Raw genomic sequence first — 16,525 nt, 5'->3', positions numbered from 1 at the left:
CTATGACGGGATTTATAGCTTGTATCGCCTATTCAAAACTAAAAACTAGACATTACTGTTCATTTTTAGGGGGTCATTTGGTGATATATCTCTATCTTATGTCTATATTTTACACTATATATACATTAATGTAAATATTGCATACGGGCATATTTTTTAGTTGTTAATATATAGATAGACAGCTCGGTTAATGAGTTCTGATTTGCTTATACCCAACCGTTTAGAATGTTGGTTTAGTTGAAAGTTTAAACTTGCTTTTTCAACAATACTGCTTTGTTGGTCCAAAGTTCCTTGATAATCTACTTGTTCCATATCATCACTATCTTTATACCTTTGTACTGCTTTATAGATAACATCTGTTCGTGTTGTATCATTCTCAATACAATAGTAATCGAGTTCTCTACTCAACTCAGGGTTTAAATAAAAGTTAATTACTCGTCTACTAGAGCTGCTCTCTTCTCTACTTTCATCTATTCTATTTAACTTAATAGTATAGCGAATAATAGCAAAATAATTTGCCGACTCATTTCCAAAGTAGTAATGTAAAGCATAAGAAAATAGTTCTGACATCGTTAATCCAAGTTTGATTGCTTGCTTTTTAAGTTCTTTCTTTTCTCCACTTGGAAGATATATGATAATTTTCTGATACTTGTCACTATATCTATTCTTTATACTTGGAGACCCGTCATCTAAATAAACTTTAGCAGCATATAAATAGAAATCCGATAGAGTTACCCCTAATCCTTTTATCGCCTCCTTAGCTTTTTCATGCAGTTCCTTATCTACACTCATTGTAAAAGTTGTCTTGGACATTGCCATCAGCTCCTCTAACAGCTATTTATAATACCAGCCATCGATTAGTGTGTATTGCCTTAATGTCATTATATCATTGATGTCTAACCTGTGTTTATCAACTATCTACCTCTTCAATAATTGTTTTACTAAATTGTTTTTCCATTTTATATCGTTTCTTTTCATCCCTAGAAAAAGCATAAAATTTATTATCACTTTGAATTTTAACATCTTCTAACTGTTTACGGTTTTTAATATAGACAAATGCTGTTTTGGGCGGGATATATAGTTCTCGCCTCAGATAATTATCACCTGTAATCAACTCGGCTAGATAGATGTCTTTGTTTTTATAATTATATTTCAAGAAAGCTCCTGACGATCCAGCATATTCTAATTGGTTATTGTAACCATTCTTCATAATTTCTTCAAACTCCTTCATATAGTAGTTTTGGTCTTTTAATATATTAGGGATAACCTCTAGTGACATATCCCAGGTGATGTACCGTAATGGCGGGCTAAATATTTTTTTGCTTGGATTGTGGTTTGCTATAACAAAGTTTAGTCCATTTTCTCCGTGAGATTTAGCAAATGCATATACTCTGTTGAGAGCATCTACCCCTGCTTTTTTGTTTAAGACATACAAGAATATTACAGGATCACCATCTATAGCAACATCGAAAGGATCAAAACTCTTCAGTTTCAGAACCTTTTTGGCTCTTCTGGCAGGCATCATGTTTGGTATTTCATTGTATAAGCTTCCCAGTAAATAATGAACATCCAGCTCATCGTCTCTTGGTTGTACAGAAGTTGGGTTTAAAGTAGGACGAAGGAGCTTAACCGTTTTACTAGAAGCGTATAAGATCGCTGACATTCTCTTACCCATTTTATTCTCACTTTTATAATAGTACTTCTCTTTCAGATAACCACTTTTCTTCAATTGCTTTAATCTTTCATAAGCATACTTTCTCTTATTTTCAAAATGCACTTGTATAATTGCCTCGGTAGGCAATCCATTAAAATCTATAACATCCTCCAACATCTTCACATCTCGATCCTGAAGCTGTAATTTCTTCTTACTCATTCTACGACCCTCCTTTCGTCTAAATATTATTAAGGATAATTTAAAACTCTATTGACTAATTCAAACGGAGTAACATTTCACTTAATACTTATCATTAAAATAAAGGCAGTTTCTTATAGACTGCACTGTTAAGCTTCAACCTTATTTGAACAGTGTAGACTGACTTTGTAAATCTACCCTAGAATGAGATTGGATTGTTAAAGTCAGGGGATAAACCCTATCGAAAACAGCTCTAATTCTAGGGGTTACTTAAACTGACTAGTAATCATATCACCTACCTTACCATTGTCGTGGACTACATAAATTTCTGTCCTGGGTGCCTTTTCTTTCTTTAACTTAGCTTCTGACAGCAGTGTCACATTGTTTAGATCATCATCTTCAAGAACACCGTTATAGACCAATCCATCTTGTATAAACTTCGACAGAAAATTACCAACATCACAGTTTTTATCCAGATAGTACCGAATATAAACTATTGCGGGTTTTATTGGGTCTAGGTTTTGACCTGCAAGTGCTCGCTTTATGATTGAGTACCAGTAGTCCCTAACTTCTTTGTGTTGTCTATTGGTGAAATTCCCATTTTCAAAAGTCTGGAACTTATAAATGCTGATTTTTGGTGCTACTACGTCAACTGTCAGCTTCACTCCATTCTGATTTTTTTCTAGCTTAACAGTTGAATCTCCAGTTTCAACCTCTTCTAGTAATTCTAGTTCATGTTCTTCAGAAGCTTTCGCTAGTTCAACCTGAATTGCTGATAGGTCATCCTGGACTTTTCTGATTCTGTTTAACATGGCCAACCCTCCTTTCCTAGAATTTTTGTAACAATATAAAAAACCACAGGCTTGTGTAGTAACAAACCTGCGGTTAAATTTACTATTTATTGATAATTATTGCCAATTATTAAAAAAGAACATAGAAATCCGCCGAAACTAATCGGTGGACAAAATACCAACACTAAAATATCAATTATACAGATCTCTATAAATATAAAAGAAATATAATAAGACAATTGATTATCCTTTGTCTTATTTATCTATCTTAATTGTAGCACCTTTATAGTGTTATGTCAACAAGAAAATTGTTAACCATGTAAAGTAAGGCACTCTAACCCCTGTCATTAAGGTTAAATATCACATAAGTATTTTGACGTTAACTTCGTTTCTAACATGATATGTAAACTTCATCATTAATAGACATTGATGCTATATATACATTAATGCAATATAATTACCCCTTTACTTTCAAATGAGGAATAACAACTTTCAACATATCAAAAATCACTTCTATCTCCTGATCAGAACATCTTTCTATTAGATTTTCTAATTCTGCTCTTTCTGTGGATCTTTCAGATTTCTCATCGTTATTAGGTTCTCCAGTATCAAATACAAAAGAATCAATAGAAACCTTTAAAACCTGAGAAATCTTAGCCAAAGTTGTTAAGCTAGTATTTCTCTCCCCTCTTTCTAACTGTCCGATATGATGTTCTGTCACACCTATCAATCTTCCAAGCTTTTTTCTAGAGAGATCAAGCCGTTCTCGTTCTTCTCTGATACGATCTCCAATTCTACTGGTATCTATATGCTCTATCATGAAAATCCCCCTATTGCTGTAGCTTTTATTATTACTATATCAAAAAAATATGTATCTAATAGACTGTTATTATTATTGTCTATTTGTTACATTTTTGATACTATTATTTTAATAGCTATTATAAAGGAGGACTTTCTATGGCCGAAAAACGTGTATGTCCTTTTTGTGGTAATAGTAATTACTCTGCTGATACAGGTGAGATTTGGATTTGTACTCACTGCAAGAAGGAATTTCATAAAAAAGAAAGTCAAGCTACAAGGAGGGGAGCATGTGGCTAGTGAAAAAAGACATGAAAAGATTAGAGAAATCGAAGAACTGGTTAACGACCTGAAAGCTCTACTAAAAAAACACGGAGAGAAACTAGATCTTAAGACTGATACAGAAATTATAGAAATAGCATCACAACTTAACAAAGTCCTTGAAGATTACAACGAAAAATATATAGAAAAATAACCCTGCCACTCATGATGTGCATCTTACCCATTAAAAAAGACTCCGAAATCCTGTTAACAACTGCCATGACAGTTTATCAAGGATGCACATAGATGCACATGATAGCTGAATAGTCGTTGATCGGTAACAAAAAACCCCGATGCACATCTTGGGGAATAGTAACATGGATATTTCCCGCCATCAAGGGATTTTGTGATGTGCATCCATGTGCATCTTCACTTTAATCCTAGCTCATTCTAATTCTTTTCACATAACTTTTCACAGAATTCTAAATACTCTTCCTTCAGCCTAACAAAATCATCAGCATATATCCCAATTCTGTACTTAAATTCCATCGAATTTATTAGTTGTTCACTTCGTTTACTACCACCGTTTAAATAGTAGCTTACTATTTTTTCATATATCTTTTCTTCATCTGATGTGTCGAGAAATTTGGCAAAATGTGATAGTTCCACCTTCCATAATCCAGTTATTTCAAGCCATTTGACGAAGTAATTAAAAGGCTCTAAGTTACTTTCTTTGTTTAGTTTTAACAAGTGATCCCTTATAATGCTTAACCTTTTATGAAGTTCATTCTCAGGAATATCGGTTGTATATAGTTTTCCAGTTTGTTTGTAAAAATTATATGACTTCATCCAGCTTCTAATCAAACCTTCTGGATCATACCCCTCTTGATGGGCTTTATTACTAAAATGATTATAGTCATCGCTGTTAACTCTTATTTTTCTGCTATAATCTAACTGATCTTCAGTAACTTCAATATCATTTTTGAGATAGCTTTCCAGTTTGTTTTCGATATAGTCTGAAATCCATCTATTAATAACCCCTCTGAAATTACCACTTATACTCTTCATTTTTTTGGCATCTTTCTCGTTTAATCGAAGTATTAATGGCTTGTCTAAAACCTTTTTCGCCAAGTTATCACCCCATTTTAAGTATGCTAATAATACTAAAAAACAAGGACAGGCAAGAACTCTCCTGATTTCCCGTTTTTTACAAGAACGGTTGAGTTCTAAGCCTGTCCATTATGGTGACAATTTATTCTTCAGTATCCTCATCATCAAAATCTTCATCTTCGTCATCTTCAGAAACTATATATAGTTTGATTTCATCTTCGTCATCAATGTTGAGATCTTCTCCTTTGTAGTTGTTCAATATAGCTTTTATGAAATCATTCTTTTGGGATTGAACGCTCTTACTATCAAATCCATATACCGTCATTTCATGAATCATAACAGCTAATATTTTTGTCGGCCTGTAAGCTATCAGTATTCTTTCATCAATTTCCATACCCAATATTTCATCCCAAGAGATAAAGCTTAAGCTGTAATCGTTATCTTCTGTATCTAATTTATTTTCAGGAGATGAGTACCTCTGTGCCTTAAAGCCATATGTTATTTTTTTATTAATCATGCACTTCCCTTCCTCAATTCTTACGATAAAATTAGCTTCCTTTTCTTCGATTGTTAACAGCTCGTTAAAAACTTTTCTGACATTACCGTTCTCGATATGGCTATTGAGGTGTGGATACATTTCTTGAAATTCCTGTTCAACTTCCTCTACAGAATCCTTATAAAGCATTAACAATCCTTTCAATAACAAAACCATCACCATCCTTTGAGGGAATTTTAAGTTAACCTTTCGTAAAACCAAAAAATTTCAAAGACCAAAATAAAAAAGCCTGGTCACTTTTCCTTGAGCTTCCTTGATAAAAATCGCTTTTATCGAAGTCAAAGTGATCAGGCTTATCTCTTGAGAATGACCGTAATATTTTAGTTTTGTTTGAATTTTTGAGTTTGGATATGAATAATAAGAATGGTTAAGTAATGGTGTGAATTAACGCAGTGATAATAGTATACATTCGTGAAAATTTTGTGTCAACCAGCTATGTCAAATTTTCTCAAATAAAAATAAAAGCTTGAATAATATCAAGCTACGTAACAGTCAGTTTCTCTTCTTGATTTTAATACCTTTTATTCCTCATACATTTCTTAAGGCTATTAACTCAAACAACACTTCTTATATTTCTTACCACTGCCGCAAGGACACGGCTCATTCCTACCGATTTTGTTGTTACTTTGTTTAGCATTTGTAAACTCCTTTTCAGGTAGTGGTTTTAAATGCGGTTTCTCCATCTTATGAAATATTTCGTTAGGAGTATCCCGTTATTTTCCCATATCCTTGTGTTATTCGCCAAATCCATAACAAGCTGCATCACTTCTTTTGCTTGGTCTTCGCTATCAAAGCTCAAATCCCTGCGATTAAACTCTTCAAAGACAGTGCCCATTGAAAATCCAAGCCCACAAATCCCCTGAATATCTTCACAGATCTCCTGGGCTTTGTCTTTGTCACCGTCAAAAATATTTTTTGTTACATAACTGAGCAATGCCTGATACTCTTTATTTTTCTCAAAGTAGAATTCATCTTTGTACTTTAGCAGTTCCTTTTTGTCGGGAATGTAATAAGGTTTATTTCTTTTTTGAGCTAAATACCATTCGAATTCATCAAATTCTAATATAGTCTCAGACACAAAGTAATCTCCGTGAATTTCGACAAAGTAATCGCTTAATTGTTGTGGTTCTTCCTTTAATATATTGTCTAAGTCCTCTAATTTAATCCTGTCAGTGTTTTGCATATTGTAAATTTCCGCTACTTTTTCTTTATGTACTAGGCCATATAAATTCACTAGTGAAATGATATAGTCTAGGATTAATTGCTTGTTCATGTTTTAACCTCCGATCTGATTCAAGAATTTTGAAGCCAATTCAATTGGACGGCTAATTCTAATGTAATTTAATGCAATAAAATCATCATATAAAATCTTATTAACGCTTCAATCTATTTTACATTAATGGCATTTATTTTGGATTAGGGAAGTTTGTATTTCCCATTGATCACCAGCTATTTATTTTCAGTTAAACATTTATTTCCTCCACCCATGTTTCTATCCAGGTTTTAGTATGATCAATAACTTTTCCCAAAAATTCGTCGTCTTGAAGTAAATCGCTGTTCCATTCTAGTAACTCCTTAATATCTTTCTTATCTTTTTGATCTTCAATTAAAATATCTTCGTTTTGCTTCTTAATTTTATCAGATAAGGCTTCACAGATTTTCTCATTCATATCTAGATCCTCAAATTGAATGCTAGCACCTAATTTCAATTCCCCACTATCTTCCAGTTTAATACCAATTGAAAACTTACTAGATTCTAGCTGAAAAGAAAGTACTCGATTGGGCTTCTTAGTTGCATATGATATGTGGTCATAATACAAGTCTAAAATTTGTTCACGCACTTCCTTAAGAAATTTTTCCGTATCACTACTTTCAATCGAAGGAGCAGAAACCCTCGGCTCATCAAAACTTGATCGTACATCTGGGTCTATATCAACTACAGTTAAATCTCCTTCATTATAGTAATTGAAAGATACACATTGTATGTCTATATCAAACTTCTTTAGATAATCTGCCGTACTAAGCACATCTTCACTGATATCTTGGGCCACTATAAAAATTCGCTGACGTTGATTTATCTGTAATGAAAACTTATCTTTATCGGAATTTTTGCCAAAATAATCACAATATGCCTCAAACAGGTCACTGTACTTTATATCATATTTCTTAAAGTGCTTTTTGGCTATATTATTTAACTTATCATAATCCATTCTGCTCACTCTTGCTGCGTACTCTAGTGCCTGAGCAATAACTTCTCTTGGAGTTCTACCTCTTTTTAGCTCTATAACAAGAAGATTACCTTGCTCATCAATACCTAAAAGGTCTTCACTTTTTTCAAGTGGTTCTTCTTGTTTTATGAATAAAATATTTTCCCCTTCAGTTATAATAGTAGGATTTTTAATAATCCAATGCTCAAGCTTTCTTTCATAACTTTCTTTAGCAAAATCTCGTTGAGGTATCATCTTAAATATATCTGAAGATGACACTTTATAAAGGGGCATTTATATCACCTCGCAAATCATTCTTTCAATGATACTCTTATAGTAAATAAAGGGTGAAATCAATCAATAGGGTCGGCCCATAACTCAAAATATCCCATGGTTTCTGTAGAATAAAAATCATATTCTATATCCTCCATTACAGTAATCATGTCATGTTCCGTTATATCTTGTGGAGATACATCATAAATTCCTAATTCTTCAAGAATACCAGTTATTTCTTCTTCTGACTTTTCAGGGTGTGCAGCATTTACCAAAGTATACCACGAAGCTGCAATAAGTGATCCATCGACTTCTGATCCTAGCTCCCAATCTACTCCAACATGTTCTAATTCATTTGTTTTATAACAAATATCACCATACACATTTAAGTAGTTAGTTATTTCGTAGTCAAACATCATGCGAGGATCAACAAAAAGAACTTCAACTTCTTCATTCACTCTTAAATTTGGTGCACTAACTTCTTGTGCGACTTCATTCCATTTCTCCCAAAACACTGTCCACTCGCTACCTTCAATTGTTTCTCCCTCTGAGGGGTCTACGTACTCAGCACCAACTTCATCTGGCGATGGCAAAGATGTCTCAGTTTCTACAAATTCATGAATATAACCATTATCTTCAGATTCTTGCTCTTCTTCAAGCATTGTATCATTTTCTTCACTGTCATTCTCTTCCCCACAGCCAACAATACTGAATAATACAATCGCTATCAATAATAACAATAAAACTCTTTTAAACAACAACTATGCCCCCCTTTTTATCAATAATATCAAAATTTACTAATATTATAACTACCTTAACCCGAAATATTTCAAAGCTCAACCTCAAAATCTACTTCTTCACCAACTTCCTGCCAATCCTCGTCTTGAGGTGCACCGATTACTATCCTAACTGTTTCTACTTCCTCTGCTTGAGACTGCTCTAGCGGATATATTAAAGTACCTTCTTGAGTAACGCCACCCATAAACTCCCCTTCAATATGATCACTCATCCACATATCTGATTCAAGCTGTTCTCCAGTATTAGTCACTATTTGTGCTTGACCAGCATAGAAAATCAAATCTTCATCTGAGGTGTTTTCTACTTGCAGATCAAGCTGAATATACTCTAGCTGTTCAGTATCAAACATTTCCGCTGATTGAGGATTGAGGTCCCCTGAAACTGCATTTACTTGTTCAATGTCAATTCTAAAAGGTCCTGTTTCTATTGCATCAATATCATCATTTTGAGCAATTAATGTCATATCTCCTGCTTCTGTAGTAACTGTATCACCCACTTCTGCTTCTCCTTCATCTATATCACCTGCAGCTTCATCACTTTCTTCGTCCATACCATTTTGTTCTACTGATTCATCTTCAAAATCTAGCTCGTCCATTCTTTCTTCGATATCATCAAACAGCCAATCATATATTTTCCATTCACCATCTTCTAAGTGCAGTTCGACTTGTTGATCATGGCTAATATCCTCTGCATCTTCCATAGCTTCTAATAAAAACTCTTCTGCTTTTTCGTCCATCTCTTCATCAGATGCACCTTCCATGGCTAAAGCCATTAGCTCTTCAAAACCCTCTTCAAAAAAAGTAGCAAATGTCTCATGTAAATCTGGTTTTGTAACTGTCACATCAACAATGGCTACCTCTCCATCTTCTTCATAACCTTCTGCTTCTACTGTAAATCTTTCAAAAAGAACCTCTTCAATTTCATCTACTTCCTCCATTTCCATATCTAAATCGCCAACTTCATCTTCCCTACCATCAATGACTAGTTCAAGAGCTCCCTCTGTATCTCTATCTTGAAAGAGTCCCCAGTATTCATTAACTACTTCATCTGGCGGTGTTGGTGAGCCACACCCTGCTAAAAACAGGGCAGTAACGACTAATAAGATAAACATTGAAACTTTTCTCATGAATCAACACTCCTCTCGCTATAAATTGATCTTTATAATTCGTAAAAATAAAAGGTTTGGAAAATAAAGGGCATTAATTTAATAATTTATATAATATTGAATCTCTACCTGGGGGATCATCCCCTACTTGTTCGCCTACTGAATATTCTGTGATGTCAGGAAAAGCTGCTATAGTTTCTTCTCCAGTTTCAAGGTACATTGTCATAACAGTTTCTACCCCTCTTTTGTTCTCTTCGTCCTCTATGTGTTCTCTCGAAATCTCATAAACATTGTAACCATAAATATTTTCAAATCTGTCTCCGTAAAGTTCTATTACCTCTTCCTTTTGGTCAAGTGTAATGGTACTTGAAAAAAATTCAATCGCTAGCCCTGCGGGGTCTGGGCGTGAAGAAATATCAATCGTAACCTCTGCCTTTCCCTCTTCATCGATTGAAGTTATTTTTTCATAACTATCCTCTGGAAGCCAGCTTTGATCAAATGGCAAATAATGATCTGTTGTTAACTTATAATCGTCTTGTAGTGGCATTATTGATGGGTTAAGTTCAATAAATTCGAAGCCTACTTTTGTTCCTTCTATTAGATTAGTGTGAGCTGTAATAGTAAGAGTACCTTCTGCAGTAGTTTCCCATTCAAATTGTTTTATTTCTATTTCTAACTTATCCTTTAATTCATTTATTTTTTCTTCTTGTTTTTCATCTTTCTCCTCCTCTTCTTCAGTTTGTTCAGTTTCATTAGAAAAAGCATCGTTATCTGCTTCAATATCTTCTTCGGCTATTGAAGTTAAACTTCCTGTGACTAAAACAAAGGATACAGCTGTCATTATCGCATAATTTTTTAATTGACTTTTGTTTAATAGAGCAGTAATTATTCCTACAACGCTTGCAATAAAAACTGTGAAGGTAATAAAGAAAAGAGCCAACTCTATATCCTGTGATACTATAAAAAGCAGGGCAAGAATCAAATACGGGATATACACTATAGAAGCTAAAATCATTTTCCATTTTGTGTTCGAACGATATCCTGGTATTTTTCTGATATATTTTTTGATTTCCGAAATAATAGTTACACCTCCAAAATTTCTTTAAACATATTTAAGCCTCCACAACCTCAGTCACAAACTCCCCCGTTTCATCACTATAGAAAGCATTTAACTCAGTAACTTTTCCTTTTGCCCAGTTTTCTCGTTGATTAGTACTAAGCCAACTATAAACATCCCTCTGCCAATAATCTTCGTGAATAGTAGCTATGTAAAATTTAGTGCTTGGGAATTCTTTACTTAACTCTTTTATTTTAGTTACATCATTGTAAAAATAATCAAGAGAGGCTTGTCCACTTAAGAACTTGAATTCAATGATAGATAAATAATCCAGAAAATAATTCTGATCTTTGCTGAGCTTAACTATACACATATCAACCCAAACTCTCTTCTTGGTGCCTACATAAAATTCAGTATATATTCTGATATCATTATTTATAAAATAATCATCTCCTAGATCATTTCTCAAATGGTGATAAAATGCGTTAACAAGAGTACCTTCTCGGTATAACCATCCTTCATCATAATCTTTTTTTATCTTCTTCCAAGTGTTTATAATATTTTTATGTAATTCATTACGGAGATTTTTAATACTTTTACTGCTTCTATGATCTACTAGATCGCTTTGCTTTTTAAGCATTATCGGTTTATTTCCTTTTACTAATATTAACTCTTCATTTTCCATCACTGCAGCTATTGCAGTCGCATGTCTAGGGGTTAACCCCTTAAAATTTTCTTTAATAAACTCACCCAGACCGCCCTTGATTGGTTGATCCATGCTCGCACCTAGTGGGTACCAGGTGCCATCATCGATAAAGAAGTTTTTCATGATATGAGTTATTTGTTCTTTAGTTACATTAAATTTTGCTTCACCCCAGGTTATTTCTAAATTATGAGTTAGTTTCTTATACGAAATTTGTTTACCTCTGCCACTTAAAGGTTTGATTGTTGGAATTGGTATCAACCCCTTTATTCAAACATTATTGATCCCAACTCTATTTCTCAAAAACAATATCTTTATTAGAAATACCATTGTAATGTATTTCGTTAAGCTGCATTCCTTCAAAAACATTGAACCGTACTTCTGACGAAAGTTCTTCACCTTCATAGATCCATTCACTTACTTCTGGATGGGGTGAAGAAGCTCGATATGAAAAATTCTCTTTCCATTCATCGTAACGTCCATGATCATCATATGCATCAGCATCCCAATTTCCAACTGAAGCCCAATCATTTGATTCAGCACTCTCATTAACAATTGTAAAAGAGATAATAGCAAATTCTCTTCCATCTTGGGCCGTAAATTCTTCGTGATTTACACTATAACTTATATCATTTATAGTAATCTCTAATCCTTCAACTTTCAACGCTTCCCCAACTTGTGCTGTTTTCTTCCCTTCACTGCTTTTAGAATCCATTTCCTCTTCTGTAGTTTTGCTAGTTTCAAGTTCAGCTATAGTCTCTTCAATCAAAATTTCAGGAATATATATACGCCCATCTACTGTTTCGCCTTCTTCTTCCCAGTTAAATAAGGTTTCATCATTTCTATACACATAGCCATCGCCTTCTACCGTTAAATTGTACTCTTCGCCATACTCTTCGATAAATTCCCTTAATGAAATTTTGTCTTCTTTCTTTTTATCCTCTTCTTCTATCCCATTTAGCTCTTGATCATCCGAACTTATAAGTACTTTATTATTTTGTCCATCCCATTCAACAGAAGCTCCTAGAGGTTCAGCTACGAATCTAGCAGGGACCATAACTCGCCCATCAATCATTTGAGGAACAACATCAGGCTCTATTTCTTCATTGTCAACAAATAGACTTATCTCCTGGTGAGAAGCTGTACCACTAACTGACAGTGACAGTAAAATCCCTACTATTAAACCCATAGTGAACTTTTTCAATGAAAACACCTCTTTCTTGATTGTTAAAAGCTAATTATTACCTTTCTTGTGTGTTTGCAACAAAAACAAACACATAGAACCTGAAATGTTAACAGCAAACTCAGCTAATCTTGAATCGGGTCTATAGCCTTTTTTACCTTTACCATGAGCATCACCATATGCGTTTCTAATACTTCCCAATCCGCTAACCACTCCTGAACATCCGCCCAAAATTTGTTTAAATAATTCTTCATTATGCTGACTAGGTGATAAATTTAACTCCTTTGCCACTAATTTATATAAGTCTTGTATTTTTATATCATTCTTATACTCAATCTTCATTTCATCTAATATGTATTTGAAATACACTTTCTAGTAAAGTTCTAGCACTAGTTATAGCACCATCGGGGTCTGATTGTTTTCTTTCTAGAGCTTTTTGCCAAGTTATAATTATGTAATCCGTACTTATTTCTTCAATACTTTTATTGAGATACTCAGCATGCGGAGAATAAGTATACTCATCGTGAGTTTCTAAATAGTCAATCAGTGATGAAAATTCATTCCAAATAAAAACTCGTCTTTCTTGATAGGAATCATACTCGTTTTTTATAAAATGCCAATACTGGTCTAATGTTCGATTATTTTTTACCCAATCTGGCAGTTTACTTTTTGTATCAGGTCTTTTTAGAAAATACTTCCTCAAGTATTTATAATGTTCATCATCAGATGGTCCATCTTTTGTAGCTCTATTTACAAGCAGTTTTTGAAGATACTCAGCTTTTTCAAAATCTGAACTTAGGTCTTCTAGATTAGGGAGAGAAATATTACCTTCTTCTCCCAGACCAAATTCACTCAACTATACCACCGCCTGTAAGATAAATTTAGAAGCGATCAAACATTCTCAATAAACTCTTCAAAATTATCTTTTTTCTCAAATTCAATGTGATTTCCTAGTGCTTCAAAATGCTTCTCACCACATTTGATTTTTCCTTCTTCTCTCGGTCTTAATTCTTCGAATAAAACGCTTCCTTTAGTTTCAACTACAAAATAGAGCCTTTCTTCACCGTCCTTATCAATTAATACTGCCCAATCAGGATTATAATCTCCTAACGGTGTGTCTATTTTAAACCAATCAGGGAGCTTTGCGTACACTTTAACTAGATCATTATTTTCAAATTTTTGGGCAAAATCGGCTTCAACATCAGAATCACAAATCACATGATCATAAACAGACTTTTCACTTTTCACGAGATTCTTGGAAAGATAACCAAAAAGTTCTTCATTTTCAAATAGCTCTTGAGCATAGTAAGCCTCTTCACCGATTTTTTCATATTTTATCCCGTCAACAATTAAATGTCTCATCTTCGTTTTAATAATCTTGCTAACTTCATCCATAAATTTTTGAGGATTATTTTTAAACTGATAAAGTTTGCCTGATTCTTTTAGTATCCGTACTATGGTTTTTCTTGTAAGGCTAGTTTCATTTTGCAGGTAAGTTATAATATCAGGAAGTCTAAATTTAGCATCATCAACTACCATAGCATAACGACCTTTTTCTTCCGCTACAGTCCCTGCTGCACTAATATCTACTTCTCCTTTTGTATATATAACTTTAGCTTTATCAATCATTAAGTTCTTTTTAATCTCTTCTACACATTCTTGAATCAGTTCTTCCGTATCAAATTCAACATTATAAGTAGTTTTATATTTAATCCTATCCCAAAGTTCTTTAAATTCAGGGCTCAAATACCTTTGCTTATTCAATTTGATTTCCTTCTTATCATCGGCGTTATTGATACGCAGACTTCCTGCAATCTTTTTAAGAGTTGCAACTACCTGGTCCTCTACTTCTTTATATTCTTCTGGTACCTCGAAATTTTTGTTTTTTATATCTTCTTTTAATTTGTCGGTAATTTTGCCTTGATCATCAATATATTCTTTAGATTTCAGATCATTCCATAATTCTTCGGAAGCATTTTGTTCTAGATACTGATATTCGCCCTCTCTCTCGACTTTTAAATTAGCAAAAGTATGTTTTTCAACCACTCCAAACTTAATGCCTTCTTCTTCCTCAATTTCTTTCTGAAGAGCTTTTGCAAAGTCTTCATAAGATTCATTAGCCATTACAGTTAGAGTGTTTATATTAAAGCCATGTCTTCTCTCACCATTTTGATCTACTGCTAACCTAAGTCCTCTACCGATTTCTTGTCTTTTCTTTATTTCAGATTTTGTTTCATTCAAAGTGCAAATTTGGAAAACATTGGGGTTGTCCCAACCTTCTTTTAGAGCTGAATGTGAAAAGATAAATTTGAGTTTTGAGTTGAAGTCAAGTAATCTCTCTTTATCTTTCATTATCAGGTTATAAGTATCTTCATCAGCCTGGGTATTACCTCTGGTATCTTTTACTTTACCCTTTCTATCTTTTGAAAAATACCCGTTATGAACAGCTTCAGCTTCCGTTTCAATATCAACGTCATTAAACAATGTTCTATACTTTGGCTTTTGAATAATATCCTTATATTCCTCTTCAAACCAAATAGCGTATTTCCCTTTCTGGGGATTTCCTTCTTCATCGTAATATCTGTAATTAGAAACTCTATCTATAAAGAATAGACTCAAAATTTTAATACCTTCTTGTTTAAGTCTCAATTCTTTCTCCAAATGCTCTTCAATGGTCTTCCTAATCTGAGTACGCTTAATTACTTCATCGTCTAGCTCACCTCTGACTTCACCCAATTCAATATGTTTTCGACTTGTAAAATCAACATATTCAGAACCTTCTTTAGCATATATCTCACTCACAATATATCCACTATACTGTTCACGACCTCCAGATTTTTCGAATAAGTCATCACCTTTTTTAACTTGTACACTTTGTCTTTTAATCCCTCCGTTTTTAGTCCGCTTATCAATTTCAATTTTTGCTGTAATTGGTGTCTTACTATTATCTACACTTACTAACCGCAAATAAGCGTCATTATGGTAATCTTTTGATGTGACACTAGCTACTTCGATTTGTTTTACAAGCTGTCTTTGATAAGCATCCACTGCATCTAATTTATACATTAAGTTATGTTTCTTCCTGTGAGTAGCAGAATATCTCAATGTGCACAAAGGATTTAAAGACATAACCGCATCTTCTGCTTTTTTGGTAGAAACAGTTGACTGAGGTTCATCTATTACTACAATAGGGTTAGTATCCCGTATAAATTCTATTGGTTTTAATCCATTAGTCCTTTCATGGTCGTTATTTATGACATTCTTATCCTTATTAAAAGACTGAATAGTCATAACCATAATTTGAATATGGTCACTAGTGGCAAAGTCTCTGATTCTTTCAATATTTTGGGATTGATATTCATAAGCTCTAAACATCACATTGTCATACAAGAGCTTGAAATGATCTGACATAATATTTATAGATTTAACCACACCTTCTTTAATAGCAACTGAAGGAACAACAATAATAAATTTCTTAAATCCATATTTCTGATTAAGTTCAAATAGCGTTCTCAAATAAACATAGGTCTTACCCGTTCCCGTTTCCATTTCTACTGTAAAATGATAGTCATCTTTTTCGATATTTTCAGTCTGTGGTAATCCATTTCTTAATTGAATCTTTCTAACATTTTTAAGTATATCTTCTTCATCAAAGCTAGGGTCTAATTTATTCCCAACCCCTATATTTGTTTCATGAATACCAATTTGTCCTGATAGATTAGCAACAGTAAAGTTTGAATGCGTAATAGGTTGTCCTTCAAATATATCTACAATTGATCTAATAGCCTCTTGTTGAAAGTCTAAGTTAGGATTAAATTGTAATTTCATCTA

Annotated in this window: 19 protein-coding genes; 2 read left to right on the top strand and 17 right to left on the bottom strand. The window is 33.5% G+C overall.

The annotated features are described in order from the left end of the window. Nucleotides 1-156: 156 nt before the first annotated feature. From NTHER_RS02055 to NTHER_RS02040, 4 genes are all read right to left on the bottom strand, one after another. Entirely contained in the window at nt 157-813 is a 657-nt protein-coding gene (locus NTHER_RS02055) for a hypothetical protein (protein WP_012446865.1), read from the bottom strand. 97 nt (nt 814-910) lie between these two features. Then, nucleotides 911-1,873 (bottom strand): hypothetical protein, encoded by a 963-nt coding sequence (locus NTHER_RS02050; RefSeq protein WP_012446864.1) that lies wholly within the window; start codon nt 1,871-1,873, stop codon nt 911-913. Between the two features lie 245 nt (nt 1,874-2,118). Next, a complete protein-coding gene (locus tag NTHER_RS02045; RefSeq protein WP_012446863.1) occupies nt 2,119-2,664 on the bottom strand; it encodes a hypothetical protein in 546 nt (181 codons plus the stop codon). A gap of 436 nt (nt 2,665-3,100) precedes the next feature. Continuing rightward, nucleotides 3,101-3,463 (bottom strand): helix-turn-helix domain-containing protein, encoded by a 363-nt coding sequence (locus NTHER_RS02040; protein WP_012446862.1) that lies wholly within the window; start codon nt 3,461-3,463, stop codon nt 3,101-3,103. 137 nt (nt 3,464-3,600) lie between these two features. On the opposite strand from NTHER_RS02040, the gene NTHER_RS15750 reads away from it, so the two are divergent. Further along, on the top strand, nt 3,601-3,741 hold the full coding sequence (locus tag NTHER_RS15750) for a hypothetical protein (protein WP_012446861.1): 141 nt from the start codon (nt 3,601-3,603) through the stop codon (nt 3,739-3,741). Further along, a complete protein-coding gene (locus NTHER_RS02035) occupies nt 3,734-3,916 on the top strand; it encodes a hypothetical protein (RefSeq protein WP_012446860.1) in 183 nt (60 codons plus the stop codon). The genes NTHER_RS15750 and NTHER_RS02035 overlap by 8 nt, the downstream gene beginning before the upstream one ends. 236 nt (nt 3,917-4,152) lie before the next feature. Here the strand turns inward: NTHER_RS02035 and NTHER_RS02030 are convergent, their stop codons facing one another. The 13 genes from NTHER_RS02030 to NTHER_RS01980 form a co-directional block, all read right to left on the bottom strand. Beyond that, on the bottom strand, nt 4,153-4,833 hold the full coding sequence (locus NTHER_RS02030) for a hypothetical protein (RefSeq protein ID WP_012446859.1): 681 nt from the start codon (nt 4,831-4,833) through the stop codon (nt 4,153-4,155). Nucleotides 4,834-4,954: 121 nt separating this feature from the next. Beyond that, the gene (locus NTHER_RS02025; protein ID WP_041366829.1) at nt 4,955-5,518 is read right to left on the bottom strand and encodes a DUF6557 family protein; all 564 of its coding nucleotides are present in this window, start codon (nt 5,516-5,518) and stop codon (nt 4,955-4,957) included. Nucleotides 5,519-5,916: 398 nt separating this feature from the next. Beyond that, nucleotides 5,917-6,051, bottom strand: a complete 135-nt coding sequence (locus NTHER_RS16110; RefSeq protein WP_202943861.1) for an SEC-C metal-binding domain-containing protein — start codon at nt 6,049-6,051, stop codon at nt 5,917-5,919. Beyond that, nucleotides 6,033-6,641 carry a hypothetical protein gene (locus NTHER_RS02020; RefSeq protein WP_012446857.1) on the bottom strand — a complete coding sequence of 203 codons (609 nt, stop codon included), beginning with the start codon at nt 6,639-6,641 and terminating at the stop codon, nt 6,033-6,035. The genes NTHER_RS16110 and NTHER_RS02020 overlap by 19 nt, the downstream gene beginning before the upstream one ends. A gap of 190 nt (nt 6,642-6,831) precedes the next feature. Continuing rightward, on the bottom strand, nt 6,832-7,869 hold the full coding sequence (locus tag NTHER_RS02015; protein WP_012446856.1) for a PDDEXK family nuclease: 1,038 nt from the start codon (nt 7,867-7,869) through the stop codon (nt 6,832-6,834). Nucleotides 7,870-7,928: 59 nt separating this feature from the next. Then, entirely contained in the window at nt 7,929-8,606 is a 678-nt protein-coding gene (locus tag NTHER_RS02010; RefSeq protein ID WP_041366827.1) for a hypothetical protein, read from the bottom strand. A gap of 71 nt (nt 8,607-8,677) precedes the next feature. Beyond that, entirely contained in the window at nt 8,678-9,772 is a 1,095-nt protein-coding gene (locus NTHER_RS02005; RefSeq protein WP_012446854.1) for a hypothetical protein, read from the bottom strand. A 73-nt stretch (nt 9,773-9,845) separates the two neighbouring features. Continuing rightward, entirely contained in the window at nt 9,846-10,748 is a 903-nt protein-coding gene (locus tag NTHER_RS02000) for a hypothetical protein (protein WP_158438190.1), read from the bottom strand. 115 nt (nt 10,749-10,863) lie between these two features. Further along, nucleotides 10,864-11,772 (bottom strand): ubiquitin family protein, encoded by a 909-nt coding sequence (locus NTHER_RS01995; RefSeq protein WP_012446852.1) that lies wholly within the window; start codon nt 11,770-11,772, stop codon nt 10,864-10,866. A 31-nt stretch (nt 11,773-11,803) separates the two neighbouring features. Beyond that, nucleotides 11,804-12,715 (bottom strand): copper amine oxidase N-terminal domain-containing protein, encoded by a 912-nt coding sequence (locus NTHER_RS01990; protein ID WP_012446851.1) that lies wholly within the window; start codon nt 12,713-12,715, stop codon nt 11,804-11,806. Between the two features lie 30 nt (nt 12,716-12,745). Beyond that, complete coding sequence (locus NTHER_RS16105; RefSeq protein WP_202943860.1) at nt 12,746-13,036, bottom strand: abortive infection family protein; 291 nt, start codon at nt 13,034-13,036, stop codon at nt 12,746-12,748. A gap of 1 nt (nt 13,037) precedes the next feature. Continuing rightward, nucleotides 13,038-13,550, bottom strand: coding sequence for a hypothetical protein (locus tag NTHER_RS16100; protein ID WP_202943859.1), 513 nt, complete (start codon nt 13,548-13,550; stop codon nt 13,038-13,040). A 35-nt stretch (nt 13,551-13,585) separates the two neighbouring features. Further along, nucleotides 13,586-16,522 carry a type III restriction-modification system endonuclease gene (locus NTHER_RS01980; protein ID WP_012446850.1) on the bottom strand — a complete coding sequence of 979 codons (2,937 nt, stop codon included), beginning with the start codon at nt 16,520-16,522 and terminating at the stop codon, nt 13,586-13,588. Nucleotides 16,523-16,525 lie beyond the last annotated feature (3 nt).

It is taken from the genome of Natranaerobius thermophilus JW/NM-WN-LF, from assembly GCF_000020005.1.
GTDB classification, from domain to species: Bacteria; Bacillota; Natranaerobiia; order Natranaerobiales; family Natranaerobiaceae; genus Natranaerobius; species Natranaerobius thermophilus.
This window is presented reverse-complemented; position numbering and strand designations above follow the sequence as displayed.

Excerpts from the sequence above, each read along its gene's own strand:
- NTHER_RS15750 (WP_012446861.1), top strand. The coding sequence starts at position 3,601 with ATGGCCGAAAAACGTGTATGTCCTTTTTGTGGTAATAGTAATTACTCT.
- NTHER_RS01980 (WP_012446850.1), bottom strand. The coding sequence starts at position 16,522 with ATGAAATTACAATTTAATCCTAACTTAGACTTTCAACAAGAGGCTATT.
- NTHER_RS16105 (WP_202943860.1), bottom strand. The coding sequence starts at position 13,036 with ATGAAGATTGAGTATAAGAATGATATAAAAATACAAGACTTATATAAA.
- NTHER_RS02015 (WP_012446856.1), bottom strand. The coding sequence starts at position 7,869 with ATGCCCCTTTATAAAGTGTCATCTTCAGATATATTTAAGATGATACCT.
- NTHER_RS02040 (WP_012446862.1), bottom strand. The coding sequence starts at position 3,463 with ATGATAGAGCATATAGATACCAGTAGAATTGGAGATCGTATCAGAGAA.
- NTHER_RS02050 (WP_012446864.1), bottom strand. The coding sequence starts at position 1,873 with ATGAGTAAGAAGAAATTACAGCTTCAGGATCGAGATGTGAAGATGTTG.
- NTHER_RS02055 (WP_012446865.1), bottom strand. The coding sequence starts at position 813 with ATGTCCAAGACAACTTTTACAATGAGTGTAGATAAGGAACTGCATGAA.
- NTHER_RS02045 (WP_012446863.1), bottom strand. The coding sequence starts at position 2,664 with ATGTTAAACAGAATCAGAAAAGTCCAGGATGACCTATCAGCAATTCAG.
- NTHER_RS02020 (WP_012446857.1), bottom strand. The coding sequence starts at position 6,641 with ATGAACAAGCAATTAATCCTAGACTATATCATTTCACTAGTGAATTTA.
- NTHER_RS16110 (WP_202943861.1), bottom strand. The coding sequence starts at position 6,051 with ATGGAGAAACCGCATTTAAAACCACTACCTGAAAAGGAGTTTACAAAT.
- NTHER_RS02005 (WP_012446854.1), bottom strand. The coding sequence starts at position 9,772 with ATGAGAAAAGTTTCAATGTTTATCTTATTAGTCGTTACTGCCCTGTTT.